This is a genomic window from Micromonospora sp. CNZ285 (assembly GCF_004637285.1).
The window spans coordinates 3,095,466-3,119,247 of sequence record NZ_SPQD01000001.1 but is presented as its reverse complement, the minus strand read 5'-3'; the positions used below and the strand labels follow the sequence as shown (position 1 = coordinate 3,119,247).

Genomic DNA, 23,782 nt, shown 5'->3' with positions numbered 1-23,782 from the left:
GATCAGTTCTGACGACCTGGCCCCGGCAGTTGTCGAGGTCCTGCCCTCTTGACCGGAATTGACAGTCCACCTGCTTTCATCCGTGGCTTACTCGCAACTGGCCAGTGAAGCCCTGGCAGCCGACGTGACACGCTCTGCGGGCTGCCGGCCGGGTGGGAGTGCGTCGGCGATGGGGGAGCGCTCGATGGCGGCACGGAACAGCGCCTTCAGGATCGAAGCCCGGACCGGCCGTCGCCTGCTCGGCGTGGTGGAACGTTGCCAGACCGAAGACATCGCCGACCTGCTCGCCGGAGAGGGCGCAGACGCCATTCGGGACAGGGCTCGACGTGAGGGCCGAGAGCGCATGGAGCTGCTGTACGCACACTCGTACCGGTGACCCGAGGCGCACCAGGCGGGCGGTATGTACGCTGCGGATGCCGGGTACCGCGACGGCGCCGAGACCTCCGTGGACCGGAACGGACGGCCTCGGCCTCCCGTCACCCGGCGTGATCAACCCGAAGCGTCCTCAGCGGTATTTCTGTTACCTCGACACACCGCCAACCATATTGACATTCATCACGCTTAATTGTCCGGTTCGACCCTTGTTGGCCGCGAAGTGGGCGCTTAGCGTGGGCGGCGCGTCTAGGGTATACGGGGAGCGGCGCGATGGAACTTCAGATTCGGCTTCTGGGCACGGTGGAGCTGTGCGTCGACGGCGAGACCGTCACGCCCGGCGCGGCGAAGAGACGGGCCGTCCTGGCCGGGTTGGCGATCGAGGCGAACCACTCGGTCTCCCTGCCCCGGCTGGCCCGGATGGTCTGGTCCGACCACCCGCCGACGTCCGCCACCGCGAACCTCCGTACCCACGCCGCCGGCCTGCGGCGCACGGTGGGCGACCGGCTGGTCGCCCGCCCGCAGGCGTACGAGCTGCGGCTCGCGCCGCACGAGCTGGACGTGACCGAGTTCCAGCGGCTGGCGGCGCAGGGGCGGTCGCTGCTCGCGTCGGCCGATCCGGCCGGCGCGATCGACACGCTGAGCTCCGCCCTGGCCTGGTGGCGGGGCCCGTCCGGCGACGGCCTGCCCCGGGGCACCGCGCTGGACAACCGGTGGGCCGCCCTCGACGAGCAGCGGCTCCAGGTCTTCGAGGAACTGGCCGAGGCGCGGCTGGCCGCCGGTGAACACGCCCACCTCCTCGCCGACCTGCGCGCGCACCTGGCCGCGCATCCGCTGCGGGAACGGGCCTGGGAGCACCTGATGCTCGCCCTCTACCGGTGTGGGGACGTGCCGGCCGCGCTCACCGTCTACCGGGACGCCCGAGCCGTCCTCGACGAGCAGCTCGGCCTCGAACCCGGCGCGGAACTGGCCCGGCTGCACCGGGCGATGCTGGACCGGGCGCCGGAGCTGTCGTACGTCGAGCCGGGAAGCGCTGTCGTGACCGCCTCGGTGCCGGTCGCGGACCTTCGTCCCGCCGTCGGCTGGACCGTGCCGCGGGAGCTGCCGGCGGACCCGCTCACCTACGTCGCGCGTACCGGGGAGACCGCCGACGTGGTGGCGGCGGTGACTGCCGAGACCTCGGCCGCGGTGGTCGTCACCGGCGCCCCGGGCAGCGGCAAGACCACCCTCGCGGTACGCGCCGGGCACGCCGTGTCCGCCCTGTTCCCCGACGGGCAGGTCTTCGTGGACCTCGGTTACCGGACCTCGGTGACGGCGGGGGAGGTGCTGGCCCGGGTGCTGCGCGCGCTCGGCGTGCCGGCCGCGGACGTCCCCGAGAGGACCGACGAGCGGGCCGGCTGGTTCCGCTCGCTGGTGGCCGGCCGCCGGCTGCTGCTCGTCGTCGACGGGGTCACCCGGGCGGCGCAGGTGCGCCCGCTGCTGCCCGCCGGTCCCGGCCCGGCGCTGATCACCGTGGCGCAGCGGCACCTCGGCAGCCTGGACGGCGTACGCCGGGTGGCGCTGCGTCCGGTCGGGAGCGCGCAGGCCCGCGACCTGCTGGCCACGCTCGCCGGGCCGGAGCGGCTGGCCGCCGAGCCGGCGGCCACCGCCGACCTGGTGCGGATCTGCGGTGGCTCGCTGCTGGCCCTGCGCATCGCCGGCGCCCGGCTGGGCCGGCGGTCCGGCGCGTCGGTGTCCACTCTCGTCGCCGAGCTCGGCGACGGGCGGGGCCGGCTGGACCTGCTGGCCTACGAGGACCTGTCGGTACGGGCGAGCCTGGCCACCGGCGTGGCGGTGGTCCGCTCCGACGACGAGCTGGCCGGCCGGATGCTCGAACTGCTCGCCGCGCGGCCGGGCACGCCGGTGCACACCGCGGCGGATCAGCTCGGCGTCTCCCCGCAGCGGGTGCACCGCGCCCTGGACGACCTGGTCGACGCGCACCTGGCGCAGCGCGACCGGCACGGCGACTACCGGCTGCCGACGCTGGTGAGCGACTACGCCGCCGAACTGGCCGCGGTGGGCCACGTGTCCGTCCGCGAGGCGGCCGAGCAGCGGTTCGACCCGCGCGCCGCCTGAGGGCCGAGACCGGCGCGGAATCGGGGCGGGACGCCTCTGGTGCGTGAGCCGGTCACGGAGCGACACTGAGTCATGACTCCTCAGCGCGTACCGCTGCTCGCCGGCCTGGTCGTGCTGTTCGCGGCGGCCTGCACGGCGACCGGCCACGACGGCGCGTCCCCGGCGCCCACCCCGACGATCGCGGCGGCGTCCGCGCCGGCCGCCACCGGGACGCCGGAGGCCACGCCCACCCCGCCGGTGCCCACCGAGGCCGAGCCGGCCGCCGGGTCCTGGCACGCCACCTGGGGCTGGGCGGTGCCCGGCGGCCCGGTCCGGGTGGCCCATCGGGTACGGGTGCCGGTCGCCCCGCCGCCCGGGGAGCCGCTGCCCGTCCTGGTGGCGATCGACGTCGGCGACCACCCGGTGGAGGGGTTCAGCCGGATCACGTTCGCCTTCCGCGGACCCACACCGTCCTACGAGGTCGCCTACGTGCCGCAGGTGGTGACCGAGGGCCGCGGGGCGCCGGTCACGCTGCCCGGCACCGCGTACCTGTCGGTGCGGTTCGACCCGGCCCAGGCGCACGACGCCCGTGGCGGCGGGACGGCGGACCTGCCACCGGCGGCGATCCGCTTCCCGACGCTGCGCGGATGGGCGGTGGCCGGCGACTACGAGGGGCACCTCAGCTTCGGGCTCGGCCTGCGGCCGCCCGACGGCGGCCGGCTTCCGGTGCGGCTGGGGGAGGCCGACCGCCCGGACGGCACCCACGTCGTCTTGGTCGACGTCCGGCGGAGCTGACGCGGGCCCGCGTCAGCGGTCGATGACCCTGTTGTTCTCGTCGATGCCGTGGGTGCGCCAGTAGACGTCCCACTCGTCGTCGACGTACTTCGGCACCTTGCCCTCCGGGTAGCGCACGTACGGCGGGGACGGCTCCTCGCCGTCCGGCACGCAGGAACTGCCGCCCTGCGGGCCGACCGCGATCACCGGGTACTCGTCGCTGCCGCAGATGCTCTGCCGCAGGGAACAACCGGTGGTCGCCATCAGCCCGGTCAGTCCGAGCACGGCAAGAACGATCATGATTCGAGTTCGCACGGGGAGAATTCTCGCCGCCCCGGGCGGACCCGCCATCGGTACGCGTACTCAATTCCCGTGCCGGCGCGGGCTCAGGTCAGCTCGCCCCGCACGATCGCCACCGCCACCCGGCAGAACTCGTCCATGTCCGGCTGGAAGCCGGCCGCGATGTCCGGGTGCAGGCCGGAGCGGGTCTCGTCGAGCAACCGACGGCAGACGTCCTCCACCGGCTCGCCGGCGTAGCCGGCGCGGACCCGGTCGGCGGCCGCCTGCAGGGCCGACGTCAGCTGATCCTCCAGCGGGCCGCGCAGCTTCTGCTGCACCGGATCGAGCCCGCTCGGGTCGAGCGTGACATGTGGCTCCGACATCGGCACTCCCTTCGTCGGCGTCCGCGGTACCCCACCGCGGACGTCGGTCAAACCATCGTCGGTACGGCCGACACCCGGACCAGATACGAGAACTCCTCCGCCGGCTCCTCGACGTACGACAGCCGGCGGATCTGCCGGTCGTCGGACCAGAGCGCGACGTCGACCAGCACCCCGAGGTGGGCGAGACCGATGGAGGAGACCCGCTTCTTGTCCTGGAGCACCGCGCACACGCCACCCAGCAGCGTGCTGGCGTCGGAGGTGCGGTGCCCGGGCGGACAGCGCAGGGTCAGGTCCACCTCGACCGGACCGGTCAGCGGGGTCCACCCGGTGCGCTGGGCCGCCGTGCAGGCGGCCTGGAGCAGGGTGCGGACCCTCGTCGCCTGCCGGTGCCCGGCGGCGAAGATCGACAGGGCCTCGGTCTTGACCGGGGGCAGGCCGCTCACCTCGAACGTCAGGGCGAGAGCGCGGGTGTCCTGCACGACGGCACCTCCTCGGGGGAATCCTGCCCAACCGGGGAACGCGCGCACGGCACTTCCCGTCAGAACCAACCGATCGGGCGGGCGATGGGGGACGGCCGGAGGCGCATCGGCGTCGACGGCGACGCGCCGGCTACGGAGCCAGCCCCACGCTAGTGCAGACCGCTGACGCTGGGTAGCCTCGCCGTTTCACTACGTGGGACGACGTGTCGATCGTCCCGGCCGGTTCGTGCCGTCGCCGTCACATGTCCGTGATGTTTCGCTCCGTCGCAGCTCGGGCACGTTCAGCCGCACGACACGCCCGGGGCGTCGGGCGATCGGGCCGATGCCCCGGTCGTCTCGCCGTGCACCGGGGCACGGGTCACCCCCCGGTTCTTCGCCGAAGAGAGGGGGAGGGTGATGACGACAGTCCCCGACACGGCCGCACGGCGGCCGGCCGGACGCACGGCGGCGGCAGCCGCCGCGCTGGCGTTGGTGGCCCCGCTGGCCGCCTGCGGATCCGGCGGCGACGGCGGCGTCCCCACGATCAACCTGTACTACCCGCCGGAGCAGAACCTGCAGAAGGTCGTCGACACCTGCAACACGCAGGCGCAGGGGCGGTACCGGATCGACTACCGGGTGCTGCCGCGCGAGGCCGACGAGCAGCGGGTGCAGATGGTGCGGCGGCTCGCCGCGCAGGACAGCGGGATGGACGTGCTCGGCCTGGACGTCACGTGGACCCAGGAGTTCGCCAGCGCCAAGTGGATCCGGGAGTGGACCGGCCAGGACAAGGCCGAGGTCGAGCAGGGCACGCTGGCCGGCCCGCTGGACACCGCCCGGTACGAGGACAAGCTCTACGCCGCGCCCAAGAACACCAACGTGCAGCTGCTCTGGTACCGGTCCGACCTGGTGTCGCAGCCGCCGAAGACCTGGGACGAGATGATCTCGGCCGCCCAGCAGCTCAAGGAGCAGGGCAAGCCGTACCAGGTGCTGACCATGGGCGCCCAGTACGAGGGCCTGGTGGTGCTCTACAACACGCTCGCCGAGAGCGCCGGCGGCAAGATCCTCAGCGACGACGGCAAGAAGGCGGAGATGGACGCCGGCGCGGTCCGCGCGCTCGACCAGCTCCAGAAGTTCGCCACGTCGGGCGTGACCTCGCCGTCGTTCAGCAACGCGCTGGAGGACCCGGTGCGGCTGGAGTTCCAGTCCGGCAAGGGCGCGTTCCAGGTGAACTGGCCGTTCGTCTATCCGGCGCTCCAGGAGGCCAACCCCGACCTGGCGAAGAACGTGAAGTGGGCCCGGGTGCCGGGCATCGACCCGGGCACCCCCAGCAAGGTCACCATCGGCGGGGTCAACCTGGCGGTCAGCACCTACTCGAAGCACCCGGAGGAGTCGTTCGAGGCGGCCCGCTGCCTGCGCAACGCCGAGAACCAGAAGTTCTCCGCCGTCAACGACGGCGTGCCGCCCACCATCGAGGCCGTCTACGACGACCCGGAGATGACCGAGGCGTACCCGATGAAGGAGACCATCCTGGAGGAGCTGAAGGAGCCGGCGGTGCGGCCGCTGACCCCCGCCTACCAGAGCATCTCCACGGTGATGTCGGCGATCCTGTCGCCGCCGTCGGCGATCCGGCCCGAGCAGACCGCTGACGAGCTGCGCAAGGCGATCTCCGACGCGCTGGAGTCCAAGGGGGTTCTGCCATGAGCGTGAACGCCACCCCGGCCGGCGCGCAGGCCGCCGCCGAGGCCGAGGCCGAGCAGCCCGGCGGCCGGCACGCCGCCGTACCGGAGCAGCGGTCCCGGCGCGGCTCCCGCGCCCCGCTGAGTGACAACAAGCGCGCCGAGCGGCGCCTCGGCCTGCTGCTGTGCGCGCCGGCGGCGCTGGTCATGGTGCTGGTCACCGCGTACCCGATCCTGTACTCGGTCTGGCTGTCACTGCAGCGCTTCGACCTGCGCTTCCCCGACGAGCGGCAGTTCGTCGGCCTGGAGAACTACGTCACCGTGCTGACGAACGACTTCTGGTGGACCGCGTTCGGGGTGACCGCGCTGATCACCGTGGTCACCGTCGCGGTCGAGCTGGTGCTCGGCATGGGCCTGGCGCTGATCATGCACCGGACGCTCGTCGGCCGCGGCATCGTCCGCACTGCCGCGCTGATCCCGTACGGCATCGTCACGGTGGTCGCCGCGTTCTCCTGGCGGTACGCCTGGACGCCTGGCACCGGCTACCTGGCGAATCTGTTCGACGGCAGCGCCCCGCTGACCGAGCGGGCCAGCTCGCTGGCGATCATCATGCTGGCGGAGATCTGGAAGACCACCCCGTTCATGGCGCTGCTGCTGATGGCCGGGCTGGCGCTGGTGCCGGAGGACCTGCTCAAGGCGGCCTCCACCGACGGCGCGACGGCGTGGCAGCGGTTCACCAAGGTGATGCTGCCGGTGATGAAGCCGGCCATCCTGGTCGCGCTGTTGTTCCGCACGCTCGACGCGTTCCGGGTCTTCGACAACATCTTCGTGCTCACCAACGGCGGCAACGAGACGTCGTCGGTGTCGATGCTCGCCTACAACAACCTGATCCGGGGCCTGAACCTCGGCATCGGCTCCACGATGTCGGTGCTGATCTTCATCACCGTGGCGATCATCGCCTTCGTGTTCGTGAAGCTGTTCGGCACCGCTGCCCCGGGCAGCGACGATGGGGAGAGGCGCTGACATGGCAGTGGAAACCACCACGCGGGCGAAGGTGCGCTGGGGCCTGCTGGACGTCGTGGTCGTCGTCTTCGCGCTGGTCCCCGTACTCTGGATCGCCTCGCTGTCGTTCAAGACCCCGGCCACGCTCACCGACGGCAAGTTCTGGCCGCGCGAGTGGACGCTGGACAACTACCGGACCATCTTCGACACCGACCAGTTCGTCCGGGCCCTGGTCAACTCCATCGGCATCGCGCTGATCGCCACCGCGATCGCCGTGGTGCTCGGGACGATGGCCGCGTACGCGATCTCCCGGCTCGACTTCCCCGGCAAGAAGCTGCTGGTCGGCGTCTCGCTGCTGATCGCGATGTTCCCGCAGGTGTCGCTGGTGTCGCCGCTGTTCGAGATCGAGCGGCAGCTCGGGCTGTTCGACACCTGGCCCGGGCTGATCCTGCCGTACATCACGTTCGCGCTGCCGCTGGCGATCTACACGCTGTCGGCGTTCTTCAAGCAGATCCCGTGGGACCTGGAGAAGGCGGCGAAGATGGACGGCGCCACCCAGGGGCAGGCGTTCCGGCGGGTGATCGCCCCGCTGGCCGCGCCCGGCGTGTTCACCACGGCGATCCTGGTCTTCATCTTCTGCTGGAACGACTTCCTGTTCGCGATCACGCTCACCTCGACCGAGCGGTCCCGCACGGTCCCGGTGGCGCTGCAGTTCTTCACCGGCGAGTCGCAGTTCGAGGACCCCACCGGGGCGATCTGCGCCGCCGCCGTGGTGATCACCGTGCCGATCATCCTGTTCGTGCTCTTCTTCCAGCGCCGCATCGTCTCCGGTCTGACCTCCGGCGCAGTCAAGGGATAGGTGGTAGCAATGGCCGACATCGTGCTGGACAAGGTGAGCAAGCGGTTCCCGGACGGGACCACCGCCGTACAGGACGTCGACCTGGAGATCGCCGACGGCGAGTTCGTCATCCTGGTCGGCCCGTCCGGCTGCGGGAAGTCCACCACGCTCAACATGATCGCCGGGCTGGAGGACATCAGCTCCGGTGAGCTGCGCATCGGCGGCGAGCGGGTCAACGACAAGGCGCCCCGGGACCGCGACATCGCGATGGTCTTCCAGTCGTACGCGCTCTACCCGAACATGACGGTGCGGGAGAACATGGCGTTCCCGCTGCGGCTGGCGAAGATGGACAAGGAGACCATCAACCAGAAGGTCGACGAGGCGGCGAAGGTGCTGGAGCTGACCGCGCTGCTGGACCGCAGGCCGGCCAACCTGTCCGGCGGCCAGCGGCAGCGGGTGGCGATGGGCCGGGCGATCGTCCGCCAGCCCAAGGCGTTCCTGATGGACGAGCCGCTGTCGAACCTGGACGCCAAGCTGCGGGTGCAGATGCGCACCGTGGTGTCGCGGCTGCAGAAGCAGCTCGGCACCACCACCGTCTACGTCACCCACGACCAGACCGAGGCGATGACGCTCGGCGACCGGGTGGTCATCATGCGGGGCGGCGCGGTGCAGCAGGTCGGGCCGCCGCAGGAGCTGTACGACCACCCGCGCAACCTGTTCGTCGCCGGGTTCATCGGCTCGCCCTCGATGAACTTCGTGCACGCCGTCGTGGAGGACGGCCGGCTGCGGACCGCGCTCGGTGATGTGCCGGTCGGCGACCGGATCCGCCGCGAGCTGGAAGGCGGCGACGCGCCCCGGGAGCTGATCCTGGGCATCCGCCCGGAGCACTTCGAGGACGCGGCGCTGATCGACGACGAGACCCGCCGCCGGGGCATGGAGTTCGAGGCGCCTGTCGACATCGTCGAGTCGATGGGCTCGGACAAGTACGTCTACTTCACCGTCGAGGGGGAGCGGGCCACCGCCGCCGAGCTGGAGGAGCTGGCCGCCGACACGGGTGCGGCGGACTTCGCCGGCGCCGGGTCGAACCTGGTCACCCGGCTGTCGGCGGAGTCGCCGGTACGCGAGGGCGAGTCGCGCCGGGTGTGGTTCAACCTGGAGAAGATCCACCTGTTCGACCCGGGCAGCGGCCGCAACCTGACGCTGCACGAGGGCCGCTCGGCTGGCGCGCTTGCCGACTGATCCCGGACGCGCCCGAGGGCCGGTGGCATGTGCGCCGCCGGCCCTCGGCCTGCCCGCCGGAGGGGAACGGCAGGACCCGCGCCGTCACCAGGAGTGGCGCAGCTCCAGGCCCAGGAAGCGGGCGTAGGCGGTCAGAGCGGCGTCGACCCGGGCGCGCAGCGCGGCGTCGAACGGCACGAGATGCTGCACCTTCACGGTCACCGCCTTCGCGCCCAGCGTCCGCGTCCAGGTGCCGGCCACGCGCCCGCCCCGCACCACAGTCGACCGGAACACCCCGTTGTTGCCGGGGACCACGGCGGCGGCATGCGCCGGGTCGAGCATCAGCGAGCGGTCCTTGAAGCCGAGCAGGTATTCGTCGAAGCCGGGCAGCGTGTGCAGGTCGTCGATCGGCGCGCGGGGCGCGTCGAGCAGTGCGGCGTCGACCACCGCGGGCTCGCCGTCGACCTCGACCGGGGCGAGCAGGTCACCGGCCAGCGTGATGGCCCGGGTCGCGTCGGTGACGGTCAGGCCGGTCCACCGGGCCAGCTCGTGCCGGCTCACCGGGCCGTGGCCGCGCACGTAGCGGTGCGCCAGCATCGCCAGCGCCTCGTCGCGCTCCGGGCGGTGCGGATCGGGCGCCCACTCGTCGAGCAGCGCGAACGTCTGCTCGGTGCCGACGTGCGGCGCGATGCAGGTGACGCCGCGCTGGCTGGCGTACCAGAGCAGGTGGTAGCCGCGCTGCCCGTCGGTGGCCAGCCCGGCGGCGCGCAGCGCCGCCACGCACTCGGCGCGGGAGAGCCGGCCACCGCCGGCCAGCGCCGCACCCAGCACCTCACCGGCCCGTTCGCCGTCGGCGACGGTCAGCCCGAGCTGCCGCCACCGCCCGGCGATGCCGGTCAGCGTCCGCACCCCGGTCAGCTCCAGCATCCACCGCGCGTCGCGCGCCGGGACCAGGTGCACGGTGCCGCGCATCGGCCAGGTGCGCAGGGCCTCGCGCCGCTCCAGCGCCGCGCGGACGTCGTCCTGGGTGGTGCCGGGAAGGCGTACGCCGAGCGACCACAGCCCGCTCGCGGCGTCCTGCGCCTGCATGGCGCCGAACCACTCGACCACGTCGGCGACGCCCCGCGGGCGGGCGGTGGGGTGCGGGCGCAACAGCAGGCCGGTCATGCGCAGCGCGAGCGCCTCGGCGCGGTTGAGGCGTACGGTCACGGGCGTCAGCGTAGGCCCGGGGTACGACAGCGCGGCCCCTGATCGCGCTGCGCCGGCGGCGCTGCCGACATCAGCGCGATCCCCCGTTCAGGTTCCCGGCGCGGGGGCGGCCGCTGCGGCCGGCGCCGGTCCGATCAGCATCCCGTGTGAGCTGGACCGGGACAGCGGCTGCCGGCGGAACTTGCGCAAATCTTGAGCCATGCTCAGTCCAGGCGCCGGTGCATGACCAGCAGATCGACGTACCCCCGGGTGGGGTGCCGGAAGCCCTCCGGCACCCGGCCGATCACCTCGAAGCCCAGCGACCGCCACAGCTCGACGGCCCGGGTGTTCGTCGCCACCACGGCGTTGAACTGCATGGCCCGGTAGCCGTCGGCCCGGGCCGCGTCGAGCACGTACGCCGCCAGCGCGCGGCCGACGCCGCGCCCGGCGGCGGCCGGGGCGACCATGAACGAGGCGTTCGCCACGTGGTCGCCGGGACCGCCCTGGTTCGGCGCCAGCTTGGCCGAGCCGAGCGTCGCGCCGTCTGGCGCCACCGCGACCATCGTCCGCGCCGGCGCCGGCGGCATCCAGAGCCTGCGGGCCTGCTCCTCCGTGACGTCGCGGGGCCAGGTGTACGTCTCGCCGGCCGCGACGATCTCGCGGAGGAAAGGCCAGATCAGCGGCCAGTCGGCGGGCGTGGCGGTGCGGATCTCCACCCGGAGAGCATGCCATGCCCGGAGTTTGACGGGACAAGTAACGGGTAGTCGCCGGAGCTGACCCGAAACGAGGAGGGAACGTCTGATGGATGGCCAGGTCAAGGTCGCGGTGATCTATTACAGCGCGACCGGCATCACCTACCAGATGGCGCAGGCGGCGGTCGAGGCGGCGGGGGAGGCCGGCGCCGAGGTGCGTCTGCGCAAGGTACGTGAGCTGGCGCCCGACGAGGCGATCCGCTCCAACTCCGGCTGGCAGGCGCACCGGCTGGAGACCCAGGACGTGATGGAGGCGCAGCCGGACGACCTGTCCTGGGCCGACGTGATCATCATGGGTTCGCCGACCCGGTACGGCATGATCGCCGCCCAGCTCAAGCAGTTCATCGACACCACCGGCCCGCTCTGGGCGGCCGGCGCGCTCGCCGACAAGGTCTACAGCGGGTTCACCTCGACCGCCACGTCGCACGGCGGCCAGGAGGCGACGCTGCTGTCGCTGTACACGGTCTTCTACCACTGGGGCGGCATCGTGGTGACCCCCGGCTACACCGACCCGAGCCAGTTCGTCGCCGGCAACCCGTACGGCGCCTCGCACACCAGCAACAACGGTGAGGTCGCCCCGGACCACGTGGCGCTGGCCGCCACCGCGCTGACCGCCAAGCGGGCCGTGCTCATGGGTGCCGCGCTGAAGCGGGGCATGGCCGGCTGACCCGACTGGCGACCGGTGGCCGGGCGGGGGCTCTCGAACCCGCCCGGACCACCGGTCGCCAGTGCCCTACCCGCGATCGGCCGCTCCATGCGCGCTCAGCGCCGGCCGGTCGAGCAGATGCCCGAGCAGGTCCGCCAGGACCCTCGTGCCGTCCTGGCTCAGCACCGACTCCGGGTGGAACTGCACCCCGGCGAAGCCCGCGCCGCGCAGCGCGTGCACCGCGCCGTCGGCCGGATCCCGGGACACCTCGACCGGGCCGTACGGTCCGGCGACCCGGTCGGCGTCGGCGCGGGCGGTGAAGCTGGCGTAGAACCCGACCCGCCGCGTCGTTCCGAACACCGGCACGTCCCGCGGCAACCCCTGGTACGGCGCGTCCCGGCGGTGCAGCGGCAGACCCAGCAGCCCGGCGAGCAACTGGTGGCCCAGGCACACCGCGAGCGTCGGCCGGCCGGACGCGAGCAGCTCGGTCAGCAGCGCCCGCAGCGCCACCATCTTCGGCGCGGTCGCGTCCCGCGGGTCACCCGGGCCGGGGCCGACCACCACCAGGTCGTAGCCGTCCAGCGGGCCCGGGTCCGGCCAGTCCCGCCGGGTCACCGCCAGGCCCAGCGCGCCGAGCTGGTGGGCGAGCATGCCGGTGAACGTGTCCTCGCCGTCGACGATCAGCGCCCGGCGTCCGGCCAGCCCGCGTAGCGCGAGCGCCCCCGGTTCCCGCTGCTCCAGCCAGAACCGGGCCAGCGGGGCGTTGCGGGCGGCCAGCGCGGCGCGTACCTCCGGGTCGTCGGCGTACCGGACGGCCGGTTCGGTGGCCGAGCGCGGCGCGTCCGGGCCGAGACCCAGCGCGGCCAGCACCCCGGCGGCCTTGGCGTGCGTCTCGGCGACCTCCCCGGCGGTGGTCGAGTGCCGGACCAGCGTGGCGCCGACCGGCACGCGCAGCGCGCCCTCGGGCGAGATCTCGGCGGTACGGATCAGGATCGGCGCGTCCAGCGTCTGCCGGCCCTGCTCGTCGCGGCCGAGCAGCGCGAGCACCCCGGCGTAGTAGCGCCGGCCGGCGCGCTCGTGCCGGGCGATCACCCGGCAGGCGTTCTCCATCGGGCTGCCGGTGACCGTCGGCGCAAACATGGTCTCCCGCAGCACGTCGCGCACGTCCCGGGAGCAGCGCCCGGCCAGCAGGTACTCGGTGTGCGCCAGGTGCGCCATCTCCTTCAGGTACGGCCCGACCACCTGGCCGCCGCGCTCGGCGACCACGGCCATCATCTTCAGCTCCTCGTCGAGCACCATGTACAGCTCCTCCACCTCCTTCTCCTCGTGCAGGAAGCGCAGCAGCTCAGCCCGGTCGACGGTCCCGCCCCGGTGCCGGAACGTTCCGCTGATCGGGTTCATCTCGACCAGCCCGTCGGCGACGCTGACGTGCCGCTCGGGGCTGGCGCCGACCAGGATCCGGGTGCCGGTGTGCACCAGGAACGTCCAGTACGCGCCCCGTTCGCGCAGCAGCAGCCGGCGCAGCGCGGCCAGGCCCGCGGCGAGCGGGTCGCCCTGCACGGTGGCGCGCATGGTGCGGTGGATGACGAAGTTCGCGCCCTCGCCGCGGCCGATCTCGTCGGCAAGCACCCGTTCCACGATCGCCGCGTACTCGTCGTCGGCGATGTCGAAGCCCGCGTCGCGGGTGCGCACCTCGGCGTCGGGCAGGTCGTCGAGCAGGTCGGCCAGCGGTATCCGCCGGTGCTCCTCGACCGTCAGGAACTCCAGCGGCAACCCGTCGTCGACGCACTCGAATCCGCGTTCGGTGACCTGCCGGAACGGCACCAGGGCCAGCGTGTGCGGACCCGTGCCGTGCTCGGGCAGCGGCAGGTCGGCGAGCAGGCCGGCGGTGCGTACCGGGCCGGTGAACAGGTCGACGTGGTCGGCGCCCTCGCGGCGGACGAGCGCGAACGGGCCGGGGTCGCGGCCGGCGGCGACGGCGGCGAGCGGGTCGGACGGGCGGGTCATCGGGTCTCCTCGGTGGGCCGGTGGCCGCCGGTGAAGGCGACCCGGGATGCCGGGAGAGACCGGCGGCCGCCTCGTCGGGCGGCCGCGTGGGAAAGCTACGCGCGGGGATGGGCCGCCGGGTCGGCGGGCCACCAGCAGGACAGGTGCGCGGGCATGACGGTCACTGTACGCGATCGGCGGGAGCCCGGGGAACCCGATCGCGCGGCACCGGGTACGGATCTTGGCGTGGCCGCCGGTCCCGCCGGGTAGGTTGACCGGCGATGGACATTCTCGCTCTGGACCTGGGCACCTCCTCGGTGCGCGGCCTGGTGCTCGACGCGGACGCGGTGCCGCGCCCGGGCGCGCTGGCCCGGCGCCGGGTGCCCCTGGTCACCGGCGACGACGGCAGCGGGACGCTCGACGGTGCGGCCTACCTGGCGTGCCTGATCGAGTGCGTGGACGAGCTGGCCGCCGGTGGGTACCTGCGGGACGTCGACCTGGTGGCGACCTCCGCGCAGTGGCACTCGGTGCTGCCGCTGGCCGCCGACGGCACACCGTCGGGGCCGGTGCTGACCTGGCTGGACACCCGGCCGGAGCCGCTTCCCGGTGCGACCGGGCCGGCCGACCCGGACGACTTCCACAGGCGTACCGGCACGTGGTGGCACCGCTGCTACTGGTCGGTGCGGCTGCCCTGGCTGCGCGAGCGCGTCGACGGGGCCGCCCGCTTCACCGGGCTCGCCGAGTACGCGCTCGGCACGCTGCTCGACGATGCGCCGATGTCCATCTCGCTGGCCTCCGGCACCGGGCTGCTCGACCTGCGGCGCCTGGACTGGGATCCGGAGGCGTGCGAGCTGGCCGGCGTACGCCCGGATCAGATGCTGCGGCTGGCCCCGGACGGCTGGCACGGCCGGCTGAACGCGGCGTACGCACGGCGCTGGCCGCAGCTGGCCGGCGCGCGGTGGGCGCCGCCGGTCGGCGACGGCGCGGCCGCGAACGTCGGCTCGGGCTGCGTCGACCCGACCCGCGCGGCGGTGACCGTCGGCACCTCGGCGGCGGTCCGCATGATCCAGGCGGTGCCGGCGGGCGCGGAGCCGCCGCCGCTGCCGGAGCAGCTCTGGCGGTACCGGGTCGACCACAACCACGTGGTCACCGGCGCGGCGTACTCCAGTGGCGGCAACCTGTTCGCCTGGGCGGCGCGCGAGCTGCGGCTGCCGGAGGGCCGGGAGCTGGAGGCGGCGCTCGACCATTCGGCCGGCTCGGTGCGCGCCAATCCCCGCTTCGGCGGCGACCGGCCACCGGGCACCGCCCCGGCGGGCTCGGGGGAGCTGCGCGGGCTGAGCTTCGGCACCACAGCCGTGGACATCCTGGCCGGGCTGATGAGCGGCCTGTGCCGGCTCGTCGCCGACGACCTGACGCTGCTGGAGGCCGGTATCGGCGAGCCGATGGAGGTGGTCCTCGGCGGCGGGGCGCTGACCGCCTCGCCGTGGTGGCGCGGGGCGTTCCTCGACGTGCTCGCGCCCCGCCGGGTGTGCTGGCAACGCAACCCGGAGATCGGCGCGACCGGCGCCGCGCTCATCGCGCTCGGCCGGGTCGCGGAGGCGGACGACATCGCCGGGATCGGCCGGACGGACGAGGCCGCCTCGCACGCGTGACCGTCCACCCGAGGCGCTGACCGTCCTGGTCATGCCGTCCGGGCGGCCGTTGACAGCGACCGACGGCCTGATTGGATGGACTCCGCTCCCCGACGTGGTGGGGCGGGACGAGGAGGCAACCGTGGGCGCAGGTCCCGACCCGGTTCGCGGCGCGGCCCCTCAGCCGCACCGGCGGCGCTCCGGGTTCCGGCTGCGGGACTGGCGGATGGGCACCAAGCTCGCCACGGTGCTGGTGATCCCGTCGCTGGCGTTCCTGGTCCTGGCCGGCATCCAGACCCGGGGCCTGGTCGGGCAGACCACCACGCTGAGCGCCTTCGCCGAGCAGGTCGGCATCGGCCGGCAGATCTCCACCGCGGTGGACCGGCTCCAGCACGAGCGGGACCGCACCGCCGGTGAACTGGCCGCGCTGCGCCGCGCGGGCACCGGCGCCGACCGGGACGCCGCTGTGGCCGCGCTCCGGCCCCTTCAGGAGGCCACCGACCGCGCAATGGCCGAGCTGCGGGACGCGGCCGCGCCGCTGGCCGACGCCGACGCCGCCTGGCGGGTGTCCTACTCCGAGGCGCTCGAGGCGTACGACCAGGTGGTGAACATCCGCGCGGCGGTGGCGCCGGCCGTGCTGTCCAGCGACACCGTGCTGAGCAACTACCACAGGTCCGTCGCGGCGCTGCTGAACCTGCTGGCCGAGCCGACGCCCGGCAGCGGCCGGCAGGAGCTGACCGAGGCGGTGCTGCGGTACGTGCAGATCTCCCGGGTCAAGGAGCTGTCGTCGCGCATCCGCGCGGAGCTCTACGCCGCCGCCCGGGCCGGCCGGTACGAGGCCGACGACCAGGTGACCCTCAGCGACCTGCGGGCCCAGCAGCTCACCGCGCTGGGCGCGTTCCGGGTCGCGGCGACCGCCGACCAGATCCGCCGCTACGACCGCACCTCGGTCGACCCGGCGTTCGTCGCGGCCACCCGGATGGAGGAGCGCACGCTGCCCGGCGGCGGCGACGCGAAGCCGGCCCTGCTCGACGCGACCCAGTGGTGGGCGGCCAGCGAGCAGCGGCAGGAACTGTTCCGCCAGTTGGAGAGCGACATCGTCGCCGACGCGGTACGCCAGGCCGACGACGCCAGCGCCCGCCAGCTGCGCGACACGCTGCTGGTGGCCGGCGCGATCGCCACGGTGCTCCTGTCCGCGGTGCTGATCTCGCTGCTGGTCGGCCGGTCGGTGGCCCGCGGCATGCGGCAGCTGCGCGGCCAGGCGCTGCGGATCGCGCAGGTGGACCTGCCGCTGACGCTGCAACGGCTGCGCACTGTGGACCGGCCGATCGGCACGATCGACGTACCGCCCGCGGTGATCGACTCGCAGGACGAGATCGGCGAGCTGGCGGAGGCGTTCGTGGCGGTGCACCGCAGCGCCGTCGACGTCGCTGTGGAGCAGGCGATGATGCGGCGCAACGTCAACGCCATGTTCGTCAACCTGGCCCGGCGCAGCCAGGTCCTCGTCGAGCGGCAGCTGGAGCTGCTCGACGACCTCGAACGCGAGGAGAGCGACCCGGACCAGCTGGAGAACCTGTTCAAGCTCGACCACCTGGCCGCCCGTATGCGCCGTAACGACGAGAGCCTGCTGGTGCTCGCCGGCACCGAGTCGACCCGGCGGTGGAACCGTCCGGTGGGCCTGGGCGCGGTGCTGCTGGCCGCGAGCGCGGAGATCGAGCAGTACCAGCGGGTGCGCCACGAGAACCGGACCGACCTGCACGTCGTCGGGCACGCGGTGGGCGACCTGGTGCACCTGTTCGCGGAGCTGCTGGAGAACGCCACCGCCTTCTCCCGTCCGGACACCGCGGTGCGGGTGGTGGTCGAGCCGGACGGCCGGGGCGCGCTCGTGCAGATCGTCGACGAAGGGCTGGGCATGAGCCCGTCGGCGCTGGCCGAGGCGAACGTGGTGCTCGCCGAGCCGCCGGCCGCCGACGTGTCGGCCTCGGAACGGATGGGCCTTTTCGTGGTGAGCCACCTCAGCGCCCGGCACGGCGTACGGGTGCGGTTGAGCGCCGGCCGGGAGGGCCTGGTGGCGCGGGTGCGGATCCCGGTCGAGCTGCTGGCCGAGGCGCCCGCGCCGGAGGCGGGCCAGCCGGCGCCGGGCCGGCTCGTGCGCGGGCCGGAGCCGCAGATGCTCACCGGTCCGGTCGCCTCGTCCGGCGCGCTCGCCGCGGCCACCGCCGAACTGCCGGTGGCCGGCTGGCGCCCGGCGCCGGGACGGCCCGCCGCGCTGCCGGTGTCCCCGCTGACCGGCCGGCCGCTCGGCGACGGCACGGACGCCGGGGCCGCCCCGCCGCCGGCCGCCGCGCCGGTGCCCGCGCCGCGTCCCCGCCCGGGACGGGCCGAGGACGTGCTGACCCCGGACGCCGGTGCGGCGGGCGGCGGGTGGTTCAGCCGGCAGGGCCCGGGCTCGTCCGCGCTGGGTGTGACGCCGGCGCCGGCGGCGACGCCGGTGACCGGAGGGACGAACGAGCGGGGCCTGCCGGTACGCGTGCCGATGGCCCAGCTCTCCTCGGCCGCCCCGGCCGACCGTCCGGTGGTGCGGCACGAGCCGGACCCGGAGGCGGTCGGCGGCATGCTGTCGCGCCTCTACAGCGGGGTACGGCGGGCCGAGGCCGAGGAGACCACCGAGATGTACCTGCCGCGCGATGAAGGAGGACGACGACAGTGACGACGTTGAGCCAGGAGGCACGCGACCTGAGCTGGCTGGTGAACGCGTTCGCGGAGCGCGTTCCCGGGGTGGCGCACGCGGTGGTGGTGTCCTCCGACGGGCTCCTGGTGGCGATCTCGGCGCACCTGCCGCGCGACCACGCGGACAAGCTCGCCGCGGTGACATCCGGCCTGATGAGCATCACCGCCGGCGCGGCCCAGATGTTCGACGGTGACGTCGTCAAGCAGACGGTGGTCGAGATGGGGCGCGGCTACTTCCTGGTGATGCAGATCCGGGACGGCTCGATCCTGGCCACGCTGGCCGGGGCGGACGCGGACATCGGCGTGGTCGGCTACGAGATGGCGCGGCTGGCCAAGCAGGCGGGCGAGATGCTCACCCCGGCGCTGCGCGCCGAACTCCAGCAGGCGCTGCCGCGCTGATCCGCAGCCGACGCTAGCCGCGCTGATCCCTCGGCGGCGCTACCCGCGCTGATCCGCCCGGCGTGCGTCCGGCCGGCACACCGCCGGCCGGACGCGCGCCGTTCACAGGCCGTTGCGGCGGATCACGTCGCGGTACCAGTGGGCGCTGCGCTTGAGCACCCGGCGCTGGCTCGCGTAGTCCACGTAGACCAGGCCCCAGCGCTGCTCGTACCCCTCGGCCCACTCGAAGTTGTCCAGCAGCGACCAGACGTGGTAGCTCTCCAGCGGCACCCCGTCGCCGACGGCCCGGTGGGCGGCGGCGAAGTGGTCGCGCAGGAAGGCGACCCGCCCGGCGTCGTCGACGGTGCCGTCCGGGCCGGGCACGTCGGGGCAGGGCAGGCCGTTCTCGGTGATGGTGATCGGCACCCGGCCGTAGTCGCGGGTGACCCGGGTCAGGATGTCGTACATGCCCTCCGGGTAGATCTGCTGCCACTCCGCCTCGGAGGTGGGCCACTTGCGGACCGTGTCGCGGGCGCCGGTGACGTAGAGCGGCGTGTAGTACTGCACGGCGAGCAGGTCGACCGGGCTGGAGATGATCTTCAGGTCGCCGTCGCGGACGCCGCGGACCATCCGGCTGTCCGGGCCGAGGTCGTCCAGGACGTCCTGCGGGTACGCCCCCTTGAAGATCGAGTCGAGGTAGAGGCGGTTCTCGTAGCCGTCGTGGAGCCGGGTCGCGGCGGCCGACTCGGCGGAGTCGTCGGCCGGGTAGCAGGGGTGCAGGTTGAGCGCCGGGCCGATCCGGCCGGTGAGGCCGGAGGCGCGCAGCGCCTGCACGGCGAGGCCGTGGGCGAGCTGGAGGTGGTGGGCGACCAGGTACGCCGCGTCCTCGTCGCGGATGCCCGGCGCGTGGTGGCCCCAGATGTAGCCGTTCTGCACCACCGTCTTCGGCTCGTTGACGGTCAGCCAGACCGGCACCCGGTCGCCGAGGGCGCGGAACACCACGTCGGCGTACTCGGCGAAGCGCTCGGCGGTGTCCCGGTTCTCCCAGCCGCCGGCGTCCTGCAGGGCCTGGGGGAGGTCCCAGTGGAACAGCGTGGCCATCGGCGCGATGTCGCGCTCGTGCAGCCCGTCCACCAGCCGGCGGTAGAAGTCGAGGCCGCGCTGGTTGGGGCGGCCGGAGCCGTCGGCCTGGATGCGCGGCCAGGAGATGGAGAACCGGTAGCTGCGCAGTCCCAGGTCGCGCATCAGGTCCAGATCCTGCGCGTACCGGTGGTAGTGGTCGGCCGCGACGTCGCCGGTGTCGCCGTTGCGGATCCGGCCCGGCGTGTGGCTGAAGGTGTCCCAGACGGACTCACCCCGCCCGTCCTCCTTGGCGGCCCCCTCGATCTGGTACGCCGAGGTCGCCGCACCCCAGGCGAAGCCGTCGGGGAAGCGCAGCCCGCGGTCCGGCTCCGGGTCGGTGGTGCGCTCGGGCGGGCTGTCGCAGCCGCCGAGCGCGACTGTCGACGCGGCGATCCCGGCCGCGGTGGCGCCGGCGAGCCCGGTCCGGGCCGCGCCGGCCGCGGTCGCGGACAGGGCGGCGCGGCGGAGCAGGCGCCGTCGGGTGAGTAACGACATGAGGTTTCTCCTCGGAGTGACGGGCCGCCCTGGGCCGGGAGCGCTCCCATCATAGCCAGGGAGCGGCCGGCCCCGATCCGGCGGTCGCGGCGAGGTGCGGCGCGGCCGGCGGGCGGCCGGAAAGTGGGTGGGCGGGGGCGTCGCTCGGGAACGTCGCTCGCGGCGGCGTGAGCGGCGAGGGGTGGGGTGGATAGCGAGAAAGGCCGTCCGGGTGGCGTGTCACGCCTGTCCCGTCGGCCTCTTTTGCCGTCGACAACGGGGGTTTAGTGTGGGGACGGGGGAGGGCAACCCCCGTCCCCACCGATGGTGCACACACGCACGAAGTGGAATTGGCGTCCGTCGTGCGCGTCGCGCGGGAGCCGGGCCACGCGAGTGGCTCTGGTTCCACCTCCCTCCGTTTGGCGGGTGACGGCCGGCGGCGGCGTCCGGGCTGGTCCGCCGTCGGCCTCTGGGCCGACGCGCCGGGCACGGGTGCACCCGGCGATCCAGTACTTGTATCACCGTCGATGGAAGCGCTCCCATCGGCGATGCTGCGACTGTAACGCCCGTCACGGGTTTGGAAAAGCCCCTAAACGAGATCGAAACATGGAAGCGCGTATCTGCGCTGGCCGTTGTGGTGGGAGCGCTTCCATGTCACACTCTCGTCACGCCACGCGGAGCCAGTGAACGCGAGCGCGGGCCGCCGAGGGCACCCGGTGACGAACCGGTGCGGCGCCCCGATCCCCGGCACGGCCGGGACGACCACCTTTCCGGACGCCTCCGTCCCCCCGCGTACGCCCCGTCGACGCGTGGAGGCGCCCCGCCGGGGCCCCACGGTCCCGGCCCGGTCCGAGGAGACACCGCCCACATGAGACTTCTGGCCAGACGTCGCCGTACGGCGATGGTCGCCGCCGCCGCCCTCGTCATAGGCGGGGTGGCCCTGCCCGCGGGCGCCGCCCAGGCCGCACCCGCCTGCGACGTGACCTATGCGACGAGCGACTGGAACAACGGGTTCACCGCCACCGTCACCATCAAGAACCTGGGCGACGCGCTGAACAACTGGTCGCTGAAGTTCGCCTTCCCGAACAGCAGCCAGCGCGTGGTTCAGGGCTGGTCGGCCCGATGGAGCCAGTCCGGCAGCGAGGTCACCGCGACGAACGAGTCGTGGAACGGCAGCCTGCCCACCGGCGCGTCCACCAGCATCGGCTTCAACGGCAGCTACAGCGGCAGCAACCCGAAGCCCACCGCGTTCACCCTCAACGGGGTCGCGTGCAACGGCGCGCAGACCAACCAGCCGCCGACGGTCTCCCTGAGCGTGCCGTCCGGCCCGTTCGAGGCGCCGGCCGACGTCCCGTTGACCGCGACCGCGAGCGACCCCGACGGCACCATCAGCAAGGTCGAGTTCTACCGCAACGGCCTGCTGGTCAACACCGACACCACCGCGCCGTACGGCTACGACCTGCTCGACCTGCCGGCGGGCAGCTACACCGTGCAGGCCAAGGCGTACGACAACGCGGGCGGCAGCGCCGTCTCGGAGAAGTCGTTCACCGTCACCGCGGCGAGCGGCCCGAAGCTGGTCGCCAGCCCGTCGGCGGTCACCGTGGCCGAGGGCGGCAGCGCCACGGTCCGGTACACGCTCAGCGCGGCGCCCACGGCCAACGTGCCGGTGACCCTCGCCGTCACCGGTGACAGCGACATCACGGTCTCGCCGTCCACGCTGACGCTCACGTCGAGCAACTGGAGCACCGGCGTCACCGCCACGGTCTCCGCCGCGGAGGACTCCGACACGGTCGGCGGCACCGCGACGATCACCGCGTCGGCCACCGGCTACGCCCCGATCTCCGTCGTCGCCACCGAGGCGGACAACGACACCCCGGGCGGCGACAACGCCTACATCAAGAAGTTCCTCGACCAGTACGGCAAGATCAAGAACTCGGGTTACTTCAGCCCCGAGGGCGTGCCGTACCACTCGATCGAGACGCTGATCGTCGAGGCGCCCGACCACGGCCACGAGACCACCTCGGAGGCGTTCAGCTTCTGGCTCTGGCTGGAGGCGCAGTACGGCCGGGTCACCCAGAACTGGGCCCCGTTCAACAACGCCTGGACGGTGATGGAAAAATATATTATTCCGAATCATTCAGACCAGGCGACAGCCGGCTCGCCCGGCACCCCGCAGTACGCCGCCGAGCACAACCTGCCCAGCCAGTACCCGTCGGCGCTGGAGGCCAGCGTCCCGGTCGGCCAGGACCCGCTGCGCTCGGAGCTGCAGTCCACCTACGGCACCGGTGACATCTACGGCATGCACTGGCTGCTCGACGTGGACAACACCTACGGCTACGGCCGCTGCGGCGACGGCACCACCCGGCCCGCGTACATCAACACCTTCCAGCGGGGCACCCAGGAGTCGGTGTGGGAGACCGTGCCGCAGCCGTCCTGCGACACGTTCAAGCACGGCGGCCCGAACGGCTACCTGGACCTGTTCGTCAAGGAGTCCAGCGCCCCGGCCAAGCAGTGGAAGTACACCAACGCGCCGGACGCCGACGCGCGTGCCGTCCAGGCCGCCTACTGGGCGCTGACCTGGGCCAAGGCGCAGGGCAAGCAGGCCGACGTGGCGGCCACCGTGGCGAAGGCCGCCAAGATGGGCGACTACCTGCGCTACGCGCTGTTCGACAAGTACTTCAAGAAGATCGGCAACTGCGTCGGGGCGTCCACCTGCCCGGCCGGCAGCGGCCGTGACTCGGCGCACTACCTGCTCTCCTGGTACTACGCCTGGGGTGGCGCGTACGACGCCTCGCAGAACTGGTCGTGGCGGATCGGCTCCAGCCACAGCCACTTCGGCTACCAGAACCCGTTCGCGGCCTGGGCCATGACCAACGTCGCGGAGCTGAAGCCGAAGTCGCCGACCGCGGTCTCCGACTGGCAGAAGAGCCTCGACCGGCAGCTGGAGTTCTACACCTGGCTCCAGTCCGCCGAGGGCGGCATCGCCGGTGGCGCCACCAACAGCTGGGACGGCAGCTACGCCCAGCCGCCGGCCGGCACCGCCACCTTCTACGGCATGTACTACGACGTCGACCCGGTCTACAACGACCCGCCGTCGAACCAGTGGTTCGGCATGCAGGCCTGGTCGATGCAGCGCATCGCCGAGCTGTACCTGGAGACCGGCAACGCGAAGGCCAAGGCGCTGCTGGACAAGTGGGTGCCGTGGGCCATCGCGAACACCACTGTCGGCACCAACTGGTCGATCCCGTCGGACATGAAGTGGACCGGCCAGCCGGCGAACTGGAACCCGAGCAGCCCGCAGCCGAACACCAACCTGCACGTCGAGGTGACGGTCAAGGGTCAGGACGTCGGCGTCGCCGGCGCCTACGCCCGCACGCTCATCGCGTACGCGGCCAAGTCCGGCAACACCGCGGCGAAGAACACCGCCAAGGGCCTGCTGGACGCGCTCTCGGCGTCCGCCGACAGCAAGGGCGTCTCGACGCCGGAGAAGCGCGGCGACTACAAGCGCTTCGACGACGTCTACAACGCCGCCGACGGCCAGGGTCTCTACATCCCCAACGGCTGGACCGGGAAGATGCCCAACGGCGACGCGATCGCCCCGGGCAAGAGCTTCCTGGACATCCGCTCGTTCTACAAGAACGACCCGGACTGGCCGAAGGTGCAGGCGTACCTGGACGGCGGTCCCGAGCCGGTCTTCAACTACCACCGGTTCTGGGCACAGGCGGACATCGCCATGGCGTACGCCGACTACGGCACCTACTTCCCGCAAGGGTGAGGTGAC

The 23,782-nt window shown here is 73.0% G+C and carries 19 protein-coding genes; 12 read left to right on the top strand and 7 right to left on the bottom strand.

The annotated features are described in order from the left end of the window. Nucleotides 1-184 precede the first annotated feature (184 nt). The 3 genes from CLT75_RS14005 (at nucleotide 185) to CLT75_RS13995 (ending at nucleotide 3,261) form a co-directional block, all read left to right on the top strand. A complete protein-coding gene (locus CLT75_RS14005) occupies nucleotides 185-376 on the top strand; it encodes a hypothetical protein (protein WP_135241069.1) in 192 nt (63 codons plus the stop codon). 269 nt (nucleotides 377-645) lie between these two features. After that, a complete protein-coding gene (locus tag CLT75_RS14000) occupies nucleotides 646-2,487 on the top strand; it encodes a BTAD domain-containing putative transcriptional regulator (RefSeq protein WP_135241068.1) in 1,842 nt (613 codons plus the stop codon). 72 nt (nucleotides 2,488-2,559) lie between these two features. Continuing rightward, nucleotides 2,560-3,261 carry an AMIN-like domain-containing (lipo)protein gene (locus CLT75_RS13995; protein ID WP_135241067.1) on the top strand — a complete coding sequence of 234 codons (702 nt, stop codon included), beginning with the start codon at nucleotides 2,560-2,562 and terminating at the stop codon, nucleotides 3,259-3,261. 12 nt (nucleotides 3,262-3,273) lie between these two features. On the opposite strand, the gene CLT75_RS13990 is transcribed toward CLT75_RS13995, so the two are convergent. The 3 genes from CLT75_RS13990 to CLT75_RS13980 all read right to left on the bottom strand — a co-directional run bounded on the left by CLT75_RS13990 (nucleotide 3,274) and on the right by CLT75_RS13980 (nucleotide 4,381). Beyond that, nucleotides 3,274-3,555, bottom strand: a complete 282-nt coding sequence (locus CLT75_RS13990; RefSeq protein ID WP_318334727.1) for an SCO0607 family lipoprotein — start codon at nucleotides 3,553-3,555, stop codon at nucleotides 3,274-3,276. A gap of 71 nt (nucleotides 3,556-3,626) precedes the next feature. Then, entirely contained in the window at nucleotides 3,627-3,902 is a 276-nt protein-coding gene (locus tag CLT75_RS13985; protein ID WP_013287312.1) for a hypothetical protein, read from the bottom strand. A gap of 47 nt (nucleotides 3,903-3,949) precedes the next feature. After that, on the bottom strand, nucleotides 3,950-4,381 hold the full coding sequence (locus tag CLT75_RS13980) for a RusA family crossover junction endodeoxyribonuclease (RefSeq protein ID WP_135241065.1): 432 nt from the start codon (nucleotides 4,379-4,381) through the stop codon (nucleotides 3,950-3,952). Between the two features lie 396 nt (nucleotides 4,382-4,777). Between CLT75_RS13980 and CLT75_RS13975 the strand changes: the two genes are divergently transcribed. Genes CLT75_RS13975 through CLT75_RS13960 form a run of 4 tightly spaced genes read left to right on the top strand, consistent with a single transcriptional unit; the run spans nucleotide 4,778 to nucleotide 9,115 of the window. Then, nucleotides 4,778-6,061 carry an ABC transporter substrate-binding protein gene (locus CLT75_RS13975; protein ID WP_135241064.1) on the top strand — a complete coding sequence of 428 codons (1,284 nt, stop codon included), beginning with the start codon at nucleotides 4,778-4,780 and terminating at the stop codon, nucleotides 6,059-6,061. Beyond that, entirely contained in the window at nucleotides 6,058-7,059 is a 1,002-nt protein-coding gene (locus tag CLT75_RS13970; RefSeq protein WP_135241063.1) for a carbohydrate ABC transporter permease, read from the top strand. The genes CLT75_RS13975 and CLT75_RS13970 overlap by 4 nt, the downstream gene beginning before the upstream one ends. Before the next feature lies 1 nt (nucleotide 7,060). Further along, a complete protein-coding gene (locus CLT75_RS13965) occupies nucleotides 7,061-7,897 on the top strand; it encodes a carbohydrate ABC transporter permease (protein ID WP_135241062.1) in 837 nt (278 codons plus the stop codon). 9 nt (nucleotides 7,898-7,906) lie between these two features. Then, on the top strand, nucleotides 7,907-9,115 hold the full coding sequence (locus tag CLT75_RS13960) for an ABC transporter ATP-binding protein (protein WP_013287307.1): 1,209 nt from the start codon (nucleotides 7,907-7,909) through the stop codon (nucleotides 9,113-9,115). An 84-nt stretch (nucleotides 9,116-9,199) separates the two neighbouring features. On the opposite strand, the gene CLT75_RS13955 is transcribed toward CLT75_RS13960, so the two are convergent. Next, nucleotides 9,200-10,303, bottom strand: a complete 1,104-nt coding sequence (locus CLT75_RS13955; protein ID WP_135241061.1) for a winged helix DNA-binding domain-containing protein — start codon at nucleotides 10,301-10,303, stop codon at nucleotides 9,200-9,202. A 203-nt stretch (nucleotides 10,304-10,506) separates the two neighbouring features. Next, nucleotides 10,507-10,998 carry a GNAT family N-acetyltransferase gene (locus CLT75_RS13950; RefSeq protein ID WP_135241060.1) on the bottom strand — a complete coding sequence of 164 codons (492 nt, stop codon included), beginning with the start codon at nucleotides 10,996-10,998 and terminating at the stop codon, nucleotides 10,507-10,509. Between the two features lie 85 nt (nucleotides 10,999-11,083). Here CLT75_RS13950 and wrbA point away from each other — a divergent pair, with 85 nt between their 5' ends. Further along, on the top strand, nucleotides 11,084-11,701 hold the full coding sequence (wrbA, locus tag CLT75_RS13945; protein WP_120569050.1) for an NAD(P)H:quinone oxidoreductase: 618 nt from the start codon (nucleotides 11,084-11,086) through the stop codon (nucleotides 11,699-11,701). A 66-nt stretch (nucleotides 11,702-11,767) separates the two neighbouring features. On the opposite strand, the gene CLT75_RS13940 is transcribed toward wrbA, so the two are convergent. Continuing rightward, nucleotides 11,768-13,687, bottom strand: coding sequence for a chorismate-binding protein (locus CLT75_RS13940; RefSeq protein ID WP_135241059.1), 1,920 nt, complete (start codon nucleotides 13,685-13,687; stop codon nucleotides 11,768-11,770). A 260-nt stretch (nucleotides 13,688-13,947) separates the two neighbouring features. Between CLT75_RS13940 and CLT75_RS13935 the strand changes: the two genes are divergently transcribed. The 3 genes from CLT75_RS13935 to CLT75_RS13925 all read left to right on the top strand — a co-directional run bounded on the left by CLT75_RS13935 (nucleotide 13,948) and on the right by CLT75_RS13925 (nucleotide 18,426). Then, the gene (locus CLT75_RS13935) at nucleotides 13,948-15,318 is read left to right on the top strand and encodes an FGGY family carbohydrate kinase (protein ID WP_135241058.1); all 1,371 of its coding nucleotides are present in this window, start codon (nucleotides 13,948-13,950) and stop codon (nucleotides 15,316-15,318) included. A gap of 121 nt (nucleotides 15,319-15,439) precedes the next feature. Next, nucleotides 15,440-18,007: a sensor histidine kinase gene (locus CLT75_RS13930; RefSeq protein WP_486485171.1), complete on the top strand. Its 2,568-nt coding sequence runs from the start codon at nucleotides 15,440-15,442 to the stop codon at nucleotides 18,005-18,007. Further along, the gene (locus tag CLT75_RS13925) at nucleotides 18,004-18,426 is read left to right on the top strand and encodes a roadblock/LC7 domain-containing protein (protein WP_013287300.1); all 423 of its coding nucleotides are present in this window, start codon (nucleotides 18,004-18,006) and stop codon (nucleotides 18,424-18,426) included. Before CLT75_RS13930 ends, CLT75_RS13925 begins: the two co-directional genes overlap by 4 nt. A 102-nt stretch (nucleotides 18,427-18,528) precedes the next feature. On the opposite strand, the gene CLT75_RS13920 is transcribed toward CLT75_RS13925, so the two are convergent. Continuing rightward, on the bottom strand, nucleotides 18,529-20,022 hold the full coding sequence (locus CLT75_RS13920; RefSeq protein WP_135241056.1) for a GH1 family beta-glucosidase: 1,494 nt from the start codon (nucleotides 20,020-20,022) through the stop codon (nucleotides 18,529-18,531). Nucleotides 20,023-20,878: 856 nt separating this feature from the next. On the opposite strand from CLT75_RS13920, the gene CLT75_RS13915 reads away from it, so the two are divergent. Next, a complete protein-coding gene (locus tag CLT75_RS13915) occupies nucleotides 20,879-23,776 on the top strand; it encodes a glycoside hydrolase family 48 protein (protein WP_209310456.1) in 2,898 nt (965 codons plus the stop codon). Nucleotides 23,777-23,782: the final 6 nt, after the last annotated feature.